Genomic DNA, 16,110 nt, shown 5'->3' with positions numbered 1-16,110 from the left:
TGGCGTCGCGTCGCCGCCATCAGCCGACGCGATGACCGCTGCCCAGGTCGCGCAGCGGGTTCTCCTCGTCCGACCATAATGGCGTCATCATCGCCTGGACGTCCTCCTCCGGTACGCTGGCGGCATCCGCATGTCGCCACCGGGGGCTCTTGTCCTTGTCGATCAGCAGCGCCCTCACCCCCTCGGCGATGTCGCCCTGACGGCAGCACTGCACGGAGAGCGAGAGCTCGTCGCGGAAAGCCTCGGCCAGGCTGGTATGTCGATGGCGCTCGAGCATGCGCCACACGAGATGCGCCGAAAGCGGACTGCCCACGGCAAGACGCTCCCGGTTGGCGGCAAGCCACTCGGCATCGCTGTCGTCGTCGAGAATCCGCCGTACGGCGCTGGAAGCACCGACCTGCCCGACCAGCCGCTGGATGTGATCGAGATGCGGCCACACCCGTCCGTCCGGCGCCGCATCGCGAGACTCGTGCTCGTCGAGGGCTTCCTGAACCGCGGCACGTAGCGCCCCGGGAGACCGCGAACCGTAATCAGCTGCGACCAGCGCCGCGAGCAGCGCCTCGCGTCGCTCGCGGGGCACGAAGCGGTCCGCCATGCCCAGGTCCAGGGCGTCGCGTGCATTGAGCTGCGCCCCGGTGAGGCCGAGATAGGCCCCCACTCCCGGCGGCATGCGATTGAGGAACCAACTGGCACCGATGTCGGGATACAGGCCAATGGAGATTTCCGGCATGGCAATGCGTGTGGTCTCGGTGACCAGGCGCTGGGACGCGCCGGACATCAACCCGAGACCGCCGCCCATCACGATGCCGTCACCCCACACCAGCAGCGGCTTGGGGTAGGAGTGAATGCGGTAATCGAGCCGGTACTCCGTGGTGAAATACGTCTCGGCAAAGACGCTGTCGCGACCGGCGCCGCGGTTCTCGCCCTCCTCGGTCATGGAGCGGTAGAGCGCCACGATGTCGCCGCCGGCGCAGAAGGCCTTGTCGCCCGCTCCTTCCAGCCACACCGCCACGACACTGCGATCCACCGCCCAGGCATCCAGCTTGGCATCGAGCTGCCGTGCCATCTCCAGCGACAGGGCATTGAGCGACTTGGGCGCGTTGAGCGTGGCCACGCCGATTCGGCCGCCGTCGCGAGTGGGCAGTTCATCGAAGATGACCGCAAGATCCGTCATGCTCGTTCTCTCCTGATTGTCATTGCAGCGCTTCGATCACGCCATCCGCCAGCAGGCGGCGGGCCACGATCACACGCATGATCTCGTTGGTGCCCTCGAGGATCTGATGCACCCGAGTGTCGCGCACCATGCGCTCCAGCGGAAACTCCCTGAGGTAACCGTAACCGCCATGGATCTGCAACGCCTCGTTGCACACGTCGAAGCCCATGTCGGTGGCAAATCGCTTGGCCATGGCGCAATGGGCCGTCGCATCTGGGTCTCCCTGGTCGAGCCGCCAGGCGGCGTGGCGCACCATCAGGCGTGCCGCGGTCAGCTCGGTGGCCATGTCGGCCAGCTTGAACTGCAGGGCCTGGAAACCGGCCAGTTCGCGACCGAACTGCTTGCGCTCGATCATGTAGTCGCGCGCCAGCGTCAGGGCATGCTGGGCGGCACCCAGCGAACAACTGGCGATGTTCAGACGGCCGCCGTCGAGCCCTTTCATGGCGAGCTTGAAACCCTCGCCCTCCGCACCGAGGCGATTGCCTACCGGCACGCGCACGCCGTCGAAGCTGATCAAGCGCGTGGGTTGGCTCTTCCAGCCCATCTTGTCTTCGTTCTTGCCGTATTCGATGCCGGCGGCATCGGCGGGAACGAGAATCGCCGACACGCCGGCAGCACCGCTGTCGGGTTCGCCGGTGCGTGCCATCACCACCAGCGCGTCGTTGGCCCCGGCACCGGAAATGAACATCTTGGAGCCGCTGATGACGTAGTCGTCGCCGTCGCGCTCCGCCTTGGTACGCAGGCTGGCGGCATCCGAGCCAGAGCCGGGCTCGGTGAGGCAGTAACAGCCCAGGCACTCACCGCTCACCAGACGCTCCACCCAGGTCTCGCGAAGCGCCTCGCTGCCCCAGCTCGCCACCATCCATGCCACCATGTTGTGGATGGTAAGATAGGCGGTCGTGGCGATGCACCCTTGAGAAAGCTGCTCGAAGATCAGTGAGGCGTCCAGGCGCGACAGCCCCAGACCACCGCGGTCCTCGGGAATGTAAATGCCCAGCAAGCCCGTCTCGCCGGCACGGCGGATGACATCGACCGGAAAGTGCGACGTCGCATCCCACTCGGCGGCGTGCTCCGCCAACTCGGCGCGGGAAAAATCGGCAGCGGCCTGGACGAGCGCCTTCTGGTCATCGGTCAGGGAAAAATCCATCGGGGCATCCTCTTGGTTACGACGTGGAGACGGAAACGTCATGGTCGGCGACAGGGGTCACCACCGCAGCGTTGGCTCAATGCAGGCCAACCTAGCACTTGCTAGGTTTTAGCGCATACCACCCTTAGTCGACAACTACTTTACGTTAACGTCAACGTCGTCTAGTGTTGCGAATACGATGGTGGACAGCCATACGGCGCACCACCCGGCTACAGGACAGCAGCGATGAGCACCTCCAGCCCCGACGTCACGACTTCGGTCAATGCCAGCCTCCCCCGTCAGCGCCGCACCTATTCCATCGGCGAACTGGCGCGGATGTTCGAGGTGACCCCACGCACCATCCGATTCTATGAACAGGAGGGGCTGCTGGCCCCCGAGCGTCGTGGCCAGACCCGGATCTATCACGAGAAGGATCGGGTTCGGCTCAAGCTCACCCTGCGCGGCAAGCGCCTGGGCTTCTCGCTAGCCGAGATTCGCGAGGTCATCGAGATGTACGACGCCATGCCGGACGGCAACGCCCGGCAGCTCAAGCGGCTGCTGGAAATCCTGGGCGAGAAGCGCGCCAACATGGAGCGCCAGCTGGAGGACATTCGCCTGATGCAGCGTGAACTCGACGACGTGGAGAGCCGGGCCCGCGATGTGCTCGACCGACTGGCTCGCCAGGACGCCTGACGCCGCATCATCGCCGGATCGGCCCATGGCGTCACCCTCATTACGTCATAACATTCGCCACAACGAGACGGGTAACAGCAATGACACGCCAAGACGCTCACAAGGACCACAACAGCTACGTCAGCGGTATCAGCGACACCCCCCTCAAAGGGCAGACCATCGGTGACTGCTTCGATGAGACGGTGGCCCGCTTTCCCGACGGCGACGCCCTGCTGAGCCTCCATCAGGGCCTGCGCTACACCTGGCGTGAACTTCGCGATGCCGTGGATACCGCCGCTCGCTCCCTGATCGCGCTGGGCGTGAAGAAGGGAGACCGCGTGGGCATCTGGTCGCCCAACTGCGCCGAGTGGACCATCACCCAGTTCGCCACCGCCAAGATCGGCGCCATCCTGGTCAACATCAACCCCAGCTATCGCACCCATGAGCTGGAGTACGCACTGCGACAGTCCGGCACCTCGACGCTGATCCTGCAGGGCGCGTTCAAGAGCTCCGACTACGTGGCGACGCTTGCCGAGCTGGCTCCAGAGCTGCGCGATGGTGCCCCGAGCACTTTCTCCAGTGCCAAGCTACCCGAACTCGAGCGCGTGATCTGCCTGGACGGCGACCGCGCGCTCACCGGCATGTTCAGTTGGGAGAGCATGCTGGCACATGCCGACGAAGTCTCCGCCGAGCACCTGGCCGAGGTGCAAGCCACGCTGCAGTTCGACGAACCGATCAACATCCAGTACACCTCCGGCACCACCGGGGCGCCCAAGGGCGCCACCCTGTCGCATCACAACATCCTCAACAACGGCTTCTTCGTGGCGCGCACCATGGGCTTCACGGAGAAGGACCGCCTGGTGATCCCGGTTCCGCTCTACCACTGCTTCGGCATGGTGATGGGCAACCTGGGCTGCGTGACCCACGGTGCCACCATGATCTACCCCGGTGACGGTTTCGAGCCCGAGGCCACGCTGCGCGCCGTGTCGGAAGAGAAGGCCACCGCTCTGTATGGCGTGCCCACCATGTTCATCGCCGAGCTGGAGCATCCGGACTTCTCCCGCTTCGATCTCTCCCATCTGCGCACCGGCATCATGGCCGGGTCGATCTGCCCCATCGAGGTGATGCGCCAGGTGATCGACAAGATGCACATGGAAGACGTCACCATCTGCTACGGCATGACCGAGACCAGCCCGGTGAGCTTCCAGACCCAGACCGATGCCCCGCTGGAGAAGCGCGTCACCACCGTGGGCACCATCCATCCGCACCTGGAGGTGAAACTGGTCAGCCCCGAGACCGGCGCCGTGGTGCCGCGTGGCGAGACCGGAGAACTGTGCACGCGGGGCTACAGCGTGATGCTGGGCTACTGGAACAACCAAGAGGCCACCAACAAGGCCATCGACGAAGCCCGCTGGATGCACACCGGCGATCTGGCCACCATGGATGACGAGGGATACGTGGCGATCGTCGGACGCATCAAGGACATGATCATTCGCGGCGGCGAGAACATCTACCCGCGCGAGATCGAAGACTTCCTCTATACCCACCCCGCCATCTCCGACGTCCAGGTGATCGGCGTGCCCGACGAGAAGTACGGCGAGGAAGTGATGGCCTGGGTCAAGCTCAGCGACGGCCAGCAACTCACCGCCGACGAGCTCGAGGAATTCTGCAAGGGCCAGATCGCCCACTACAAGATCCCACGCTACGTGAAGTTCGTCGACGAATTCCCGATGACCGTCACCGGCAAGATCCAGAAGTTCAAGATGCGCGAAGAAGCCACCCACGAGCTGGGACTGGCCTGAGCTGGAAGCTGGAAGCTGGAAGCTGGAAGCTGGAAGCTGGAAAGCAGCGTATATTCGCCGCCCAAAGTGTCAACGAGCCTTTTCTTCCCGCTTCCAGGAGCGAAGCGACGCTCTTCCAGCTTCAAGCTCCTGGCCCGGCGAAGCCGGTCAGAGTCCTTTGGGCGCAAAGATCCCCGGCGCGTTACGCCAATAGCCCTTGTAATCCATGCCGAAGCCGAACACGTAGCGGTCAGCGACTTCCAGGCTGCAGTAGTCGGCTTCGAGCCCGGGCACTGCCTTGCGATCGTGCCGCTTGTCGACCAGCACCGCAGTGGAGATGCTCGCCGCGCCGGCCTCGCGACAGTAATCGAGAATGGCGGCCAGTGTCGCCCCCTCATCGAGGATGTCGTCGACGATCACCACGTGTCGGCCGGCCATGGGAATTTCCGGAGAGACGCGCCAGAACAGCTCGCCACCGCGGATGCCACCGCGATAGCGTGTGGCATGCAGGTAGTCGACCTCCAGCGGAAAACCCAGCCGGGTGAGCAAGTGGCCGGTGGTGATCAGCCCCCCGTTCATCACGCAATAGAAGACCGGAAGCCGGTCGCCCAGATCCTGGCTGATCTCATCGGCCATGCGGTCGAGGGCGCGCTCGACCTCATCATGGGTAATCAGGCAGTCGGCGGTCTCCATGACCTCGCGCATGGTAGCCAGGGAATCGGGAAGTTCGGTGTCGAGCTGAAACATGCAGTGGACTCGTGTTGATCTGTCGAATGGCGATACGATGGTGCCATCGCAGGCTCAGTGGCCCGCCATGGCCTCGAGACGGGCATGCACTCGGCGCCAGCGGCTGAGGGCTTCGAGGGTGTCGAGTTCAGGGCGGGCACGGCCATAGCGAAGGCGGGAAGCCGGCTTGAAACGGCGTCCTGCACAGGCATCCAGCACCTCGAGCGCCGCTTGGCGGTCGTTGCACACCAGCACGGCATCGCAGCCCGCCTCTAGCGCCGCCCGGGCGCGTTCGCGCGGTCCGCCAGCCACCCCGGCGCCGGCCATGCCCAGATCGTCCGAAAACAGCGTGCCCTTGAAGCCCAGGGACTCGCGCAGCATGCCCAGCCAGACGGCAGAGAAACCGGCGGGGCGGACGTCGAAGTCCGAATAGACCACGTGCGCCGGCATGATGGCGTCGAGTTGGCTGGCCAAGGTGGCGAACGGCACCAGGTCCCAGCGCTTGAGTTCGCTGAACGGACGGTCGTCCACGGGTATTTCGTGATGAGAATCGGCAGCCACGCCGCCATGACCGGGAAAGTGCTTGCCGACGGCAGCCATGCCCGCCTCATGAAGGCCGGTGACGAAGGCATGCCCCATGGCGGCCACGGCATCGGGATCGGTTCCGAAACTGCGATCGCTGATCACGCTGGACAGCCCCACGTCCACGTCGAGCACCGGCGCGAAGGTGACGTCCAGGCCGCAGGCGGCCATCTCCATCCCGAGCAGCCATCCTGCATCACGGCACAGGCGTAAGGTAACCTCCGGCGCCACGGCGAACTCGCGGCCGATACGCCCCATAGCCGGCAAACGGGTGACGCCCTGGCGCAGGCGCTGCACGCGCCCGCCCTCCTGGTCGATGGCCAGCAGCAACTCAGGGCGCAGGCGGCGAATGGCATCGCACAGCTCCCGCACTTGCCGAGCCGTCTCGACGTTGCGCCCGAACAGGATCACACCGCCCACTTCGGGACGCATCAGCAGCTGACGCTCATCCGTCGTCAGCCGCGTGCCCTCCAGATCGAGAATCACCGGGCCTAGGGAATGAGTCATGGTGGGGGTACCTTCGCCGGAAGGAGGACGATTCTAGCCCAGCGAGACGCCGCTGTCAGCGACAAGCCTCAGTCGTGAAGCCACACCGGAGTTCCCGGCACGGCGATGGCAAACAGTGCCAGCAGATCTTCGTCGCGCAGGCGCACGCAGCCGTGCGAGCGGGGCTCGCCCATGGGCTCGCTGGGTGGCGCACCATGCAAATAGATGTAGCGCCGCTGGCTGTCGACGTCGCCCCCACGGTTGACGCCTCGCTCCAACCCGCACAGCCAGAGAATCCGCGTAAGGATCCAGTCGCGCCCCGGCTGAGCACCGGCCAGAGCCTCGCTGTACACCTCACCGGTGGGATGGCGACCGCGAAAGACGGCGCCGGATGGCTCCCCGTCGCCGATGGCGGCACGCACGTAGTGCCAGCCGAGCGGGGTCTGGCCGCTGCCTTCGCGCTGGCCGACACCCGCCTCGCCGGTGGACACCGCGTACACGGCACCCGCCACGTCGCCATGCCACACCACCAGACGCTGGGACGGAATATCGATCTCCAGCCAAACCCCACCAGCCGGCGGCAGAGCCTCGAGCGTCGGGGTATGCATCAGCTCGCCTCGGCGTGGCTGGCCACCGGCGCCTCGGGCAGCGGCGCATTCAACGCTGCCACCACTACCGGACGCAGTCGCCGAATGAGGTCGCGCACCGTGACGTGTTCGCCATAGTCCTTCTCGGCGATGTCGCGCAGCGCATCGAGGCCCGAGAGCGTGAAGATCACCGTGCCGAGCACGAAATGCAGACGCCAGAACCGCTCTGAGTCGGGCAGTTCCGGCGTGGCGCGGCGTACCAGGTCGGTAAAGCGCATGAAGACGCCACCGTACTCCTCCTGAATGTAGCGGCGCAGATGCCCCTGGGCCTGGCTGTAGGCCAACCCCAGCAGCTTCATGAACACCTTGAGGCTATGACGCTCGGCGGGAACCTCGAGCACGGTGCGGGCCATGGACTCGAGCAACTCCTCGAGGGGAATGACACCGCCGGCATGGCGCGCCTCGAGCTCGTCCAGCACACCATGGAAACGCTCGGTGAAAGGATCGAGGTAGCGGGAGAAAACTGCCTGGATCAGTGCTTTCTTGGAGCCGAAATGGTAGTTCACCGCTGCCAGGTTGACCCGTGCTTTGCTGGTAATGGTACGCAACGAGGTCTCGGCGAAGCCTCTTTCGGCGAACAGCACCTCGGCCGTATCGAGAATGCGCGTGACGGTGTCGGTCTGAGCCATGATCCGTGCCTCGATGGAAACGATTGTTTGAAACGTCAGGAAATCCCACGAAAACACAGGAGCTGGACCAACGCAAGCTCGTAGTGACGCGTTTGAAACGCTTTTCCCTTCGGGGAGCGTTTCCGGACTTACTGGATGAACTTCCATGCTGTATACTTGACCAATGAAGCAGCGTCAGCCGGAGGTCGCATGACTCGCTCTCTCACCCCACGTCAGCAACACGTCTTCGATTTCATCGTCAAGACGATGAACGAATTGGGCTATCCGCCCACGCGGGCCGAAATTGCCCGCGCACTGGGTTTCCGCTCGCCCAATGCTGCCGAAGAGCACCTTCGCGCCCTGGAGCGCAAGGGGGTCATACGCGTGATGCGCGGCACCTCACGGGGCATCCGACTGCCCTTGGCCGAGCCCGAGCCCGCCCATGAAACGCCCACCGAAGGATTGCCGATCATCGGCGAGGTGGCCGCCGGGAGTCCGGTACTCGCCGCCGAGCACATCGACCGCTATTGCCCACTTCCCCCCGATTTTTTCACACCGCGTGCCGACTATCTGCTCAAGGTGCGCGGCCTTTCCATGAAGGAGGTCGGCATCCTGGAGGGCGACCTGCTGGCCGTACACCGTACCGAGCAAGTGCGCGACGGGCAGATCGTCGTCGCTCGACTCGATGACGAAGTGACCGTCAAGCGCTTCCACCGCCATGGGCACCGGGTGACCCTGGCTGCCGAAAACCCGGATTTTTCACCCATCGAAGTGGACCTGCGCCACCAGGCTGTGGAGATCGAAGGCATCGGTGTGGGGGTCATTCGCGGCGGCAGTGGAACGGCCCTGGGCTAGCCATTCGGAGCTTGTCAGGACTGCGCCCGGAAAGCGCTCTGGCAACAGGGGCAAGCGCATTGAGGAAGATACTTCACGCCGACTGCGACTGCTTCTACGCCGCGGTGGAGATGCGTGACGACCCGCGGCTGCGCGAGGTGCCGCTGGCGATCGGCGGACATAGCGAGCAGCGCGGGGTGATCGCCACCTGCAACTATCCCGCGCGCGAATACGGCATCCACTCTGCCATGCCCACCGCTCGGGCACTGCGGCTCTGCCCCCACCTGACACTACTACCCGGCGACTTCGACAAGTACCGGCAGGTTTCCCGGCGAATCCAGTCCGTATTCCACGAACTCACTCCCCTGGTGGAGCCGCTGTCGCTCGATGAAGCCTTTCTGGATGTCAGCGACGTCACGCGTTTTGCCGGCAGCGCCACCTGGATGGCCCAGTGGCTCAAGCAGGAGTGCCTGTCGCGCACCGGCATCACCGTCTCCGTGGGCGTGGCACCGAGCAAGTTTTTGGCCAAGATCGCCAGTGACTGGGAGAAGCCCGACGGGCTCACGGTGATTCCCCCCGAACGGGTGAGTGCCTTCGTACGCGAACTGCCGGTGACCAAGCTGCATGGCGTTGGCCCCGCCACGGCCGCGCGACTCGAGGCGCTGGCCATCGAGACCTGTGCCGATCTCGAGCGACAGCCACTGGAGCGCCTGATAAAGGAGTTCGGCAAGTTCGGTCGCCGGCTCTTCGAACTCGCCCGCGGCATCGACGACCGGCCGGTGCGAGTCGAACGCGAGCGCAAGTCGGTGAGCGTCGAGAGCACTTTCGCCCGTGACCTGCCCGATCTGCCCCACTGCCGTGAAGCCCTGGCACCGCTATGCGAACGTCTCGAAGCACGCCTGGCTCGCCACGGACACCCGCCGGTGGCCGGCCGCTTCGTCAAGCTGCGCTGCGACGATTTCCGCCTCACCACTCTCGAGGAACGCAGCGGTGCCCCCACCCTGCCCGGCTTCCTCAACCTGCTCGACCAGGCCTGGGCACGCCGCCAGCGCCCCGTGCGCCTGCTTGGCGTCGGCGTACGCCTGGTGTCCGACGATGCCCGCCGCCAGCTTACCCTGCCCCTGTAGATCGAATCGCAGCAAAGCAACGAGTGACGTCGCGAGCGAAGATGGACGGGGCGGTCGTCAATCGGGCGCTCATTGGGTGTCGATATAGCGATGGTCATTGAACGTCGCCACCCAGCCCGGATGGTAGACCATCAGAATGCTCAGCAGCATGCCGGTGATGAACGCTTCCGAGGGCATCAGCAGCGGCAGGAATAGCGCGTACTCCCGCGCCAGATGGATCGCCTCGGGGTCCGTGGCACCGAGCATTACCAGCCCTAATCCGGTGAGACCGGTACCCAGGGTTGCCAGGGCGGCCCCGAAGAAGCCGCACACGAAGAGAAAGACCATCAGGTTATCCGGCAGAAAGCGATCCACCAGACGCCATATCATGATCGTGATCAGTGCCGGCACGACACCGGTGATCAGGACGTTGACGCCCAGCAACGGCCAGGCCGCGTTGCCGAGCGCCACCAGGCCGAGGTTGACGATGAGATTGGTGATCAACGCCAGCGGCGCCTTGAAGACCAGCGTCAACAGGGCCGTGAACATCAGGTGCAAGGTCAGCCAGTCTACGGCCTGGGCACGCAGCTGCCAGAGCAACAGCACGGCGACCGTTGCCGCCAACCAGCGGTGCTGCAGACCAAGGTCATCCAACAGGGCTTGCCAGGGGCGCTGTGCCAGGGCCAACCCTACCATGCCGGCCGACACCAGGCCGGCCACGATGAGCAACCAGGGTTCGAGCAGGCTTTCGGAGAATGTCACGGCCCTCCTCCAGCGGCGATGTCAGGCAAACACCACCGTCTTGTTGCCATGGATCAGAACGCGATCTTCCAGGTGCCAGCGCAGCCCACGGGCGAGCACCGCTCGCTCCACGTCCCGTCCGAAGCGAACCAGGTCACCTGCCGTATGGCAATGGCTGACCCGGTGGATGTCCTGCTCGATGATGGGGCCGGCATCCAACTCTTCAGTCACGTAGTGGCAGGTCGCGCCGATCAGCTTCACGCCGCGGGCATGCGCCTGATGGTACGGGCGAGCGCCGGCAAAAGACGGCAGAAAACTATGGTGGATGTTGATTACACGACCCGCGTAACGTTGGCACACCGCTGGCGGCAGGATCTGCATGTAGCGGGCGAGCACGACCGAGTCGGCACCCAATGCCTGGATACGACGTTCCACCTCGGCGAAGGCGGCCTCCTTGTCGTCGCTGGGGACGGGGATGTGATGATAGGGCAGGCCATGCCACTCCACGAGACTGCGCATGTCGTCGTGGTTGGAAATCACCCCCACGATGTCGCCTTCGAGCTCATCCGCCGTCCAACGATAGAGCAGATCCACTAGACAGTGGCGTTCCCGCGACACCATCACCACCACGCGAGGACGCTGGCGGGTATCGCGTAACGCCCACTGCATATCGAACTCCCGCGCCACCGAGGCGAAGGCGTCACGCAGCTCCCCGGCCGTCATGCCGATGGAATCGGCAAGAATCTCGTAGCGCATGAAAAAGCGCCCGGCTTCCAGATCCGAATGCTGACTCGCCTCGGTGATGGAGCCGCCATGGCCGGCAATGAAGCCGGACACACGTGCGACGATGCCGCGACGATCGGGACAGGAAACGACCAGGCGATAGTAGTGGGACATGTCGGTCAACGTTGAGCAGCTCGAGAAATCGGTCAGGCATTGTAGCGAAATTGCCATGGTCATGGCAGCGACCTAACAAAGGAATTCGCCGTTGAATGCGGCCAATGGCAGCCGCCCCGATTGTGGAGGCTCGGGGCCATCCCGTATAGTGAAAGGCTCATGATTCGACCGCTGACATGCCGATGCGACCACCCCGCGTGACGATTCGTCCCCGCCGCCGCCCACCGCTTCATTACCTCCCCTTGGGCGGCTGCGGAGAGATCGGCATGAACCTTGGGCTATATGGCTACGAAAACGCCTGGATAGCCGTCGACTGCGGCATGATGCTGCGCCAGGACCTGCCCGATACCCCTCTCCAGGTGCCCAGCGTCGAAACGCTGGAAGAGCTCGAGATCTCCCCCGATGCCCTGCTCATCACCCACGGCCACGAGGACCACATCGGCGCCGCCGCATGGCTGTGGCCGCAATGGGGCTGTCCCATTCATGCCACACCCCTGGCCGCAGGGCTGTTGCGCGCCAAATTCATCGAGCGGGGGCTGTCCACCGACGCCATCCGGGTGATCGAACCCGGCGAGGCCCTGACTTGCGGGGCCTTCACGATCCGCTTCGTACCGCTCACCCACTCGATTCCCGAGAGCTGTGCGTTGCTGATCGCTGCAGGCGATTATCGCGTACTGCATACCGGAGACTGGAAACTCGACCCCGAGCCGCTCATCGGCTCGCCCGTGAACGGCAGCCGGCTGCGCGCTTTGGCACCCGTCGACTTGGTGGTGGGCGATTCCACCAACGCCCCCCTGTCTGGCCATTCGCGCAGTGAAGGCGATGTCGCTCGTGCCCTGGAACGTACCCTCACCGGTTGTACCGGCCGCGTCGTAGTGAGCTGTTTTGCCAGCAACCTGGCACGGCTGCTTGCCGTAGCCCGGGCGGCCGAACGCTGTGGCCGCCGTGTCAGCCTGATGGGCCGGGCCATGGAGCGCATGGTGAGCGTGGCCCGGGGACTGGGCTATCTCGACGACCTGCCTCCGCTGGTGCCGGTTCGGGATCTCGGCTATCTGCCGCCGCATGAGGTACTGGTAATCGCCACCGGCAGCCAGGGCGAACCGCGCGCTGCCCTGAATCGACTGGCCAATGGCCGCCACGCCAGCTTCGAACTGCTGCCCGACGATACCGTGATCTTCTCCGCCAAGGCGATTCCCGGCAACGAGCCGCTCATCGACCGCCTCAAGCACCGTTTGCGCCAGCTCGGCGTGACCATCTGGGACGAGTTCAATCACCCCGAGCTGCATGCCTCTGGCCATCCGGCTCAGGATGAGCTGCGCACGCTGTACGAGTGGATCAAGCCACGCCACCTGCTCCCCGTCCATGGCGAAGCACGCCACCAGCGAGCCCACTGCCAGCTCGCCGAAAGCCTGGGCATTCGAGCACCGCTCAGTCCGGTGAATGGCGACTTGATCCGCCTCGATGGCGATGGCTTGAGTCGGGTTTCACGCCACCCTCAACGCCCCTGCATCGTCAGCCAGAACAACATCGCTCCTCTCCCTGGCCTGGCCGCCGAGCGAGGCTCTTCGCGCCACGGCATTCTGTACCTGGCGATTCCGGTCGCCGCCACCGGCACGGGCTGGACCCGGCTAGGCCGCCTGATCCTCGATGCCCACCATATGCGCCCTCTCGACGAAGACGACTTCAGCGACTGGCTGGACGAACGGCTCGACGCACTGCCCGCCGAAACCCTCGCCGAACTCCGCCAGCAGTTGCAGCCCCTCATCACCGCCTGGCTGAGCGAGCGCTTGCGTCAGCTTCCCGACGTTCACCTGCAACTGATGGCGATGGAATCCCCCGTTTTCGGCACTTCATCCTGACCCAACACGACGGGGGCCAACCCATGGATTGGCCCCCGTCGACAGTGCGCAGCCCATCCGACGGCCCACGCAGGCGGCGTGAATCGACCGTAAGACCGAGCCACGCCAGCAGCCTCGGGGTCAGCTCCCGTTGGCATTCTTGGGAGGCCGACCACGCCGACGGCGCGGTGGCTCTCCCACGAGATCCTCCACGGAGAGACCGGCATCCTGCATAGCCTCACGTATCTCGGCCAGTTTCTTTTCCTTGTCCGCCTCTTCCTGCTCACGGCGCTTCTCTTCTTCCTTCTTTTGTTCGATGACTTCGCCAATGACATCGGAGAGTTTGTACAACTGCTCCATGCTCAATTGGCGAGCGGCCGCTCGAGCCACGTTCTTGTTGCGGGCGATTCGCTCCAGAGTTTCGCTGGACATTGGTCTCCTCCATGCAGGAAACGACGTGAGAATCTGACGACTTTCTCGTCAAAAGTATATGCGTTGATACCATCTTGGCAAGAAAAGAGCGGCAAAAAAGACACCGCAGGTTTCTGCGATGTCTGCCAAAGGAGCGAAAAGACCCGGGAGCTTCACCCCCCAGTCATGTTCATGAAGCGCACGACCTGGACGTCGCCATCCGTCGTAAAATGGTGCCGCTCCGGCTTGAGCGGCATGGCGCCGATGATGGCTTCCTTGAGGGCATCGAGATCGCCTGGATGACGGCGCAGTACCGCCCGCAGATCCACGGAATGCTCATTGCCGAGACACAACAGCAACCGCCCCTCCACGGTAACGCGAACGCGATTGCAGCTGGCACAGAAATTGTGACTGTGCGGCGAGATGAAACCGATACGCGATGCGCTGTCGGGCATGCGGAAATAGCGCGACGGGCCCAGCGAACTTTCCGTCGTGGGCAATAGCGAATAGCGACGTTCTATCATTGCCTGAACGTCATCGCTGGAACAGAAGGTTTCCGCACGCGAATGGTCGGAGACGTCACCCAGCGGCATCTCCTCGATGAAACTGATGTCCAGATCCTCGTCGCGCGCGAAGTCTACCAAGTTCAAGACCTCGTCATCATTGCGTCCCCTGAGGATGACGGCATTGAGCTTGATTCGTTCGAAACCGGCATTGCGTGCCGCCCGGATGCCGGCCAGTACCCGGGAGAGTTCCCCGGTACGGGTCAAGCGTCGAAAACGTTCCGGATCGAGCGAGTCGAGGCTGATGTTGAGCCGTTGAAGTCCGGCCTCGCGCAGTGCCTCGGCCTGTTTCTCGAGCCCGGCGCCATTGGTGGTCATGGCGAAGTCCTTGAGCCCGGGAAGAGCGCCGATCTCCGTGACGAGCTTGCCGATATTGCGTCGAACCAGAGGCTCGCCTCCCGTGAGACGCACCTTTTCCACGCCCAGCTCGACGAAGGCCCGCGCCACCGTGGCGAGCTCCTCGAGCGTGAGTACCTGGGCCCGCGGCAGAAAGGTCATCTCTTCGCTCATGCAGTAGACACAGCGAAAATCGCAGCGGTCCGTGACCGACAGTCGTACATAGCGGACGCGTCGTCCGAAGTCATCGATCAGCTCTGACTCCATCCTCATTTCTCCCAGCGACTGGCATCCCGTCGATCGGACTCGCGCTCGGCGACCCAATAATCACCGCTGGCGCTGTGTTCCTTCTTCCAGAATGGCGCCCGAGTCTTGAGATAGTCCATGATGAAATCGCAGGCCTCGAAGGCCTGGCGTCGGTGCTCGCTGGCCACGACTACCAGTACGATAGGATCACCGGGGGCCAGCCGTCCAACCCGGTGGATCACGCTGACGCCTCGTAGCGACCAACGCCGTTCGGCTTCGGTCACGATCTCGCCGAGGGCGGCCTCGGTCATCCCCGGATAGTGCTCCAGAGTGAGAGCGTTCACTTCCGGGCGCTCATTGAAATCACGTACCAACCCGATGAAGCTCACCACGGCGCCGATGTCCGTACGGTCCCCGAGCAAGACACGCTGCTCCTGACCGGCATCGAAGGGCGCCTGCTGTACCCGGATCATGCTCAGCCTCCCGTGACCGGTGGGAAGAAGGCCACCTCATCGTCATCGGTGATCGGCGTCGCATCCACCGCCATCACCTGGTTGACGGCACACAGTACGCGGCCTTCCGAAAGCCGCGAAAACCGCTCGTCGAGCTCGATCAGCGCGGCCTTGAGGCCACCGACGTCAGCCGTGGGCAAGTCATCGAGCGCGACGCTGAGCTCGCTGATGCCGAGGCTCTCGCGCAGCTCGGCCAGGCACTTGACGCGCACGCAAGGCGTTTCCAGACCGCAGCGCAGGCCCACGGAGACTTCGCCCGCCACACCCTCTCCAGTAACGATCGGTGCTTCGGGCGGCGCAACGGTTCCGGCCGATTCGCGGTGATAGTCACCGGAGCGGCCACCGCTCTTGGCATCCAGATGAATGGCACCGATCTCCATGCCCTTGTCCACCGCCTTGCACATGTCGTAGAGCGTCAGGCAGGCCACGGAAACGGCGGTCAGCGCCTCCATTTCCACGCCGGTACGTCCATTGAGACGGCAGGTGGCGCTCACCTCGACCCGCGAGCCCGCCTCGTCGAGCCGAAAATCGACGCTCACCTTGGAGAGCGGCAAGGCATGACAGAGCGGAATCAGTTCATGGGTGCGCTTGGCGGCCTGAATGCCGGCAATGCGTGCGGTCGCGAGCACGTCACCCTTGGGCAGGCCTCCCTCGGCAAGCAGCGACAGGGTGGCCGGTTGCATGGTGATATGCCCCGAGGCGGTCGCTTCGCGGCGGCTCTCCGGCTTGTCAGCAACGTCCACCATGTGGGCTTCGCCGCGTCGATTGAGATGGGTCAGGGTCAT

General features: G+C 64.2%; 17 protein-coding genes. 5 read left to right on the top strand and 12 right to left on the bottom strand.

Features of this window, described 5'->3' with window-relative positions; genetic code table 11:
• Positions 1 to 19: 19 nt before the first annotated feature.
• A complete protein-coding gene (locus tag GFD32_RS01535) occupies positions 20 to 1,174 on the bottom strand; it encodes an enoyl-CoA hydratase/isomerase family protein (protein ID WP_163574642.1) in 1,155 nt (384 codons plus the stop codon).
• Positions 1,175 to 1,193: 19 nt separating this feature from the next.
• Positions 1,194 to 2,360: an acyl-CoA dehydrogenase family protein gene (locus GFD32_RS01530; RefSeq protein ID WP_163574640.1), complete on the bottom strand. Its 1,167-nt coding sequence runs from the start codon at positions 2,358 to 2,360 to the stop codon at positions 1,194 to 1,196.
• Between the two features lie 225 nt (positions 2,361 to 2,585).
• Between GFD32_RS01530 and GFD32_RS01525 the strand changes: the two genes are divergently transcribed.
• Positions 2,586 to 3,032 carry a MerR family transcriptional regulator gene (locus tag GFD32_RS01525; protein ID WP_163574638.1) on the top strand — a complete coding sequence of 149 codons (447 nt, stop codon included), beginning with the start codon at positions 2,586 to 2,588 and terminating at the stop codon, positions 3,030 to 3,032.
• Positions 3,033 to 3,112: 80 nt separating this feature from the next.
• Positions 3,113 to 4,813, top strand: a complete 1,701-nt coding sequence (locus tag GFD32_RS01520; protein WP_163574636.1) for an AMP-binding protein — start codon at positions 3,113 to 3,115, stop codon at positions 4,811 to 4,813.
• A 147-nt stretch (positions 4,814 to 4,960) separates the two neighbouring features.
• Here GFD32_RS01520 and GFD32_RS01515 read toward each other — a convergent pair whose 3' ends face one another.
• The 4 genes from GFD32_RS01515 to GFD32_RS01500 form a co-directional block, all read right to left on the bottom strand.
• Positions 4,961 to 5,539 (bottom strand): hypoxanthine-guanine phosphoribosyltransferase, encoded by a 579-nt coding sequence (locus tag GFD32_RS01515; RefSeq protein ID WP_163574634.1) that lies wholly within the window; start codon positions 5,537 to 5,539, stop codon positions 4,961 to 4,963.
• Between the two features lie 54 nt (positions 5,540 to 5,593).
• The gene (gene nagZ, locus GFD32_RS01510; protein WP_163574633.1) at positions 5,594 to 6,607 is read right to left on the bottom strand and encodes a beta-N-acetylhexosaminidase; all 1,014 of its coding nucleotides are present in this window, start codon (positions 6,605 to 6,607) and stop codon (positions 5,594 to 5,596) included.
• A gap of 68 nt (positions 6,608 to 6,675) precedes the next feature.
• A complete protein-coding gene (locus GFD32_RS01505) occupies positions 6,676 to 7,194 on the bottom strand; it encodes a L,D-transpeptidase (RefSeq protein ID WP_163574631.1) in 519 nt (172 codons plus the stop codon).
• On the bottom strand, positions 7,194 to 7,862 hold the full coding sequence (locus GFD32_RS01500) for a TetR/AcrR family transcriptional regulator (protein WP_163574629.1): 669 nt from the start codon (positions 7,860 to 7,862) through the stop codon (positions 7,194 to 7,196). The genes GFD32_RS01505 and GFD32_RS01500 overlap by 1 nt, the downstream gene beginning before the upstream one ends.
• A gap of 189 nt (positions 7,863 to 8,051) precedes the next feature.
• On the opposite strand from GFD32_RS01500, the gene lexA reads away from it, so the two are divergent.
• Positions 8,052 to 8,696, top strand: coding sequence for a transcriptional repressor LexA (gene lexA, locus GFD32_RS01495; protein ID WP_163574627.1), 645 nt, complete (start codon positions 8,052 to 8,054; stop codon positions 8,694 to 8,696).
• A 59-nt stretch (positions 8,697 to 8,755) separates the two neighbouring features.
• Positions 8,756 to 9,802: a DNA polymerase IV gene (dinB, locus tag GFD32_RS01490; RefSeq protein ID WP_163574625.1), complete on the top strand. Its 1,047-nt coding sequence runs from the start codon at positions 8,756 to 8,758 to the stop codon at positions 9,800 to 9,802.
• Positions 9,803 to 9,871: 69 nt separating this feature from the next.
• Here the strand turns inward: dinB and GFD32_RS01485 are convergent, their stop codons facing one another.
• Together GFD32_RS01485 and purU are read right to left on the bottom strand one after the other, a co-directional pair.
• A complete protein-coding gene (locus GFD32_RS01485) occupies positions 9,872 to 10,543 on the bottom strand; it encodes an energy-coupling factor ABC transporter permease (RefSeq protein ID WP_163574623.1) in 672 nt (223 codons plus the stop codon).
• Positions 10,544 to 10,564: 21 nt separating this feature from the next.
• Positions 10,565 to 11,419, bottom strand: a complete 855-nt coding sequence (purU, locus tag GFD32_RS01480; protein WP_163574621.1) for a formyltetrahydrofolate deformylase — start codon at positions 11,417 to 11,419, stop codon at positions 10,565 to 10,567.
• 266 nt (positions 11,420 to 11,685) lie between these two features.
• Here purU and GFD32_RS01475 point away from each other — a divergent pair, with 266 nt between their 5' ends.
• The gene (locus GFD32_RS01475) at positions 11,686 to 13,278 is read left to right on the top strand and encodes a ribonuclease J (RefSeq protein ID WP_163574619.1); all 1,593 of its coding nucleotides are present in this window, start codon (positions 11,686 to 11,688) and stop codon (positions 13,276 to 13,278) included.
• Between the two features lie 120 nt (positions 13,279 to 13,398).
• On the opposite strand, the gene GFD32_RS01470 is transcribed toward GFD32_RS01475, so the two are convergent.
• The 4 genes from GFD32_RS01470 to moaC all read right to left on the bottom strand — a co-directional run bounded on the left by GFD32_RS01470 (position 13,399) and on the right by moaC (position 16,110).
• On the bottom strand, positions 13,399 to 13,689 hold the full coding sequence (locus tag GFD32_RS01470) for an H-NS family histone-like protein (protein ID WP_163574617.1): 291 nt from the start codon (positions 13,687 to 13,689) through the stop codon (positions 13,399 to 13,401).
• 152 nt (positions 13,690 to 13,841) lie between these two features.
• Complete coding sequence (gene moaA / locus GFD32_RS01465) at positions 13,842 to 14,834, bottom strand: GTP 3',8-cyclase MoaA (RefSeq protein WP_163574614.1); 993 nt, start codon at positions 14,832 to 14,834, stop codon at positions 13,842 to 13,844.
• Positions 14,835 to 14,836: 2 nt separating this feature from the next.
• Positions 14,837 to 15,286 (bottom strand): molybdopterin synthase catalytic subunit MoaE, encoded by a 450-nt coding sequence (gene moaE / locus GFD32_RS01460; protein ID WP_163574612.1) that lies wholly within the window; start codon positions 15,284 to 15,286, stop codon positions 14,837 to 14,839.
• A gap of 2 nt (positions 15,287 to 15,288) precedes the next feature.
• Positions 15,289 to 16,110 carry a cyclic pyranopterin monophosphate synthase MoaC gene (moaC, locus tag GFD32_RS01455; RefSeq protein ID WP_163574610.1) on the bottom strand — a complete coding sequence of 274 codons (822 nt, stop codon included), beginning with the start codon at positions 16,108 to 16,110 and terminating at the stop codon, positions 15,289 to 15,291.

The organism is Halomonas faecis (assembly GCF_010993975.1).
GTDB lineage: Bacteria > Pseudomonadota > Gammaproteobacteria > Pseudomonadales > Halomonadaceae > Halomonas > Halomonas faecis.
This window is presented reverse-complemented; position numbering and strand designations above follow the sequence as displayed.

What these genes read in the sequence shown, in the direction of transcription:
- GFD32_RS01535 (WP_163574642.1), bottom strand. Translation starts at nt 1,174, where the DNA reads ATGACGGATCTTGCGGTCATCTTCGATGAACTGCCCACTCGCGACGGC.
- GFD32_RS01530 (WP_163574640.1), bottom strand. Translation starts at nt 2,360, where the DNA reads ATGGATTTTTCCCTGACCGATGACCAGAAGGCGCTCGTCCAGGCCGCT.
- GFD32_RS01525 (WP_163574638.1), top strand. Translation starts at nt 2,586, where the DNA reads ATGAGCACCTCCAGCCCCGACGTCACGACTTCGGTCAATGCCAGCCTC.
- GFD32_RS01520 (WP_163574636.1), top strand. Translation starts at nt 3,113, where the DNA reads ATGACACGCCAAGACGCTCACAAGGACCACAACAGCTACGTCAGCGGT.
- GFD32_RS01515 (WP_163574634.1), bottom strand. Translation starts at nt 5,539, where the DNA reads ATGTTTCAGCTCGACACCGAACTTCCCGATTCCCTGGCTACCATGCGC.
- nagZ (WP_163574633.1), bottom strand. Translation starts at nt 6,607, where the DNA reads ATGACTCATTCCCTAGGCCCGGTGATTCTCGATCTGGAGGGCACGCGG.
- GFD32_RS01505 (WP_163574631.1), bottom strand. Translation starts at nt 7,194, where the DNA reads ATGCATACCCCGACGCTCGAGGCTCTGCCGCCGGCTGGTGGGGTTTGG.
- GFD32_RS01500 (WP_163574629.1), bottom strand. Translation starts at nt 7,862, where the DNA reads ATGGCTCAGACCGACACCGTCACGCGCATTCTCGATACGGCCGAGGTG.
- lexA (WP_163574627.1), top strand. Translation starts at nt 8,052, where the DNA reads ATGACTCGCTCTCTCACCCCACGTCAGCAACACGTCTTCGATTTCATC.
- purU (WP_163574621.1), bottom strand. Translation starts at nt 11,419, where the DNA reads ATGTCCCACTACTATCGCCTGGTCGTTTCCTGTCCCGATCGTCGCGGC.
- GFD32_RS01475 (WP_163574619.1), top strand. Translation starts at nt 11,686, where the DNA reads ATGAACCTTGGGCTATATGGCTACGAAAACGCCTGGATAGCCGTCGAC.
- GFD32_RS01470 (WP_163574617.1), bottom strand. Translation starts at nt 13,689, where the DNA reads ATGTCCAGCGAAACTCTGGAGCGAATCGCCCGCAACAAGAACGTGGCT.
- moaA (WP_163574614.1), bottom strand. Translation starts at nt 14,834, where the DNA reads ATGGAGTCAGAGCTGATCGATGACTTCGGACGACGCGTCCGCTATGTA.
- moaE (WP_163574612.1), bottom strand. Translation starts at nt 15,286, where the DNA reads ATGATCCGGGTACAGCAGGCGCCCTTCGATGCCGGTCAGGAGCAGCGT.
- moaC (WP_163574610.1), bottom strand. Translation starts at nt 16,110, where the DNA reads ATGACCCTGACCCATCTCAATCGACGCGGCGAAGCCCACATGGTGGAC.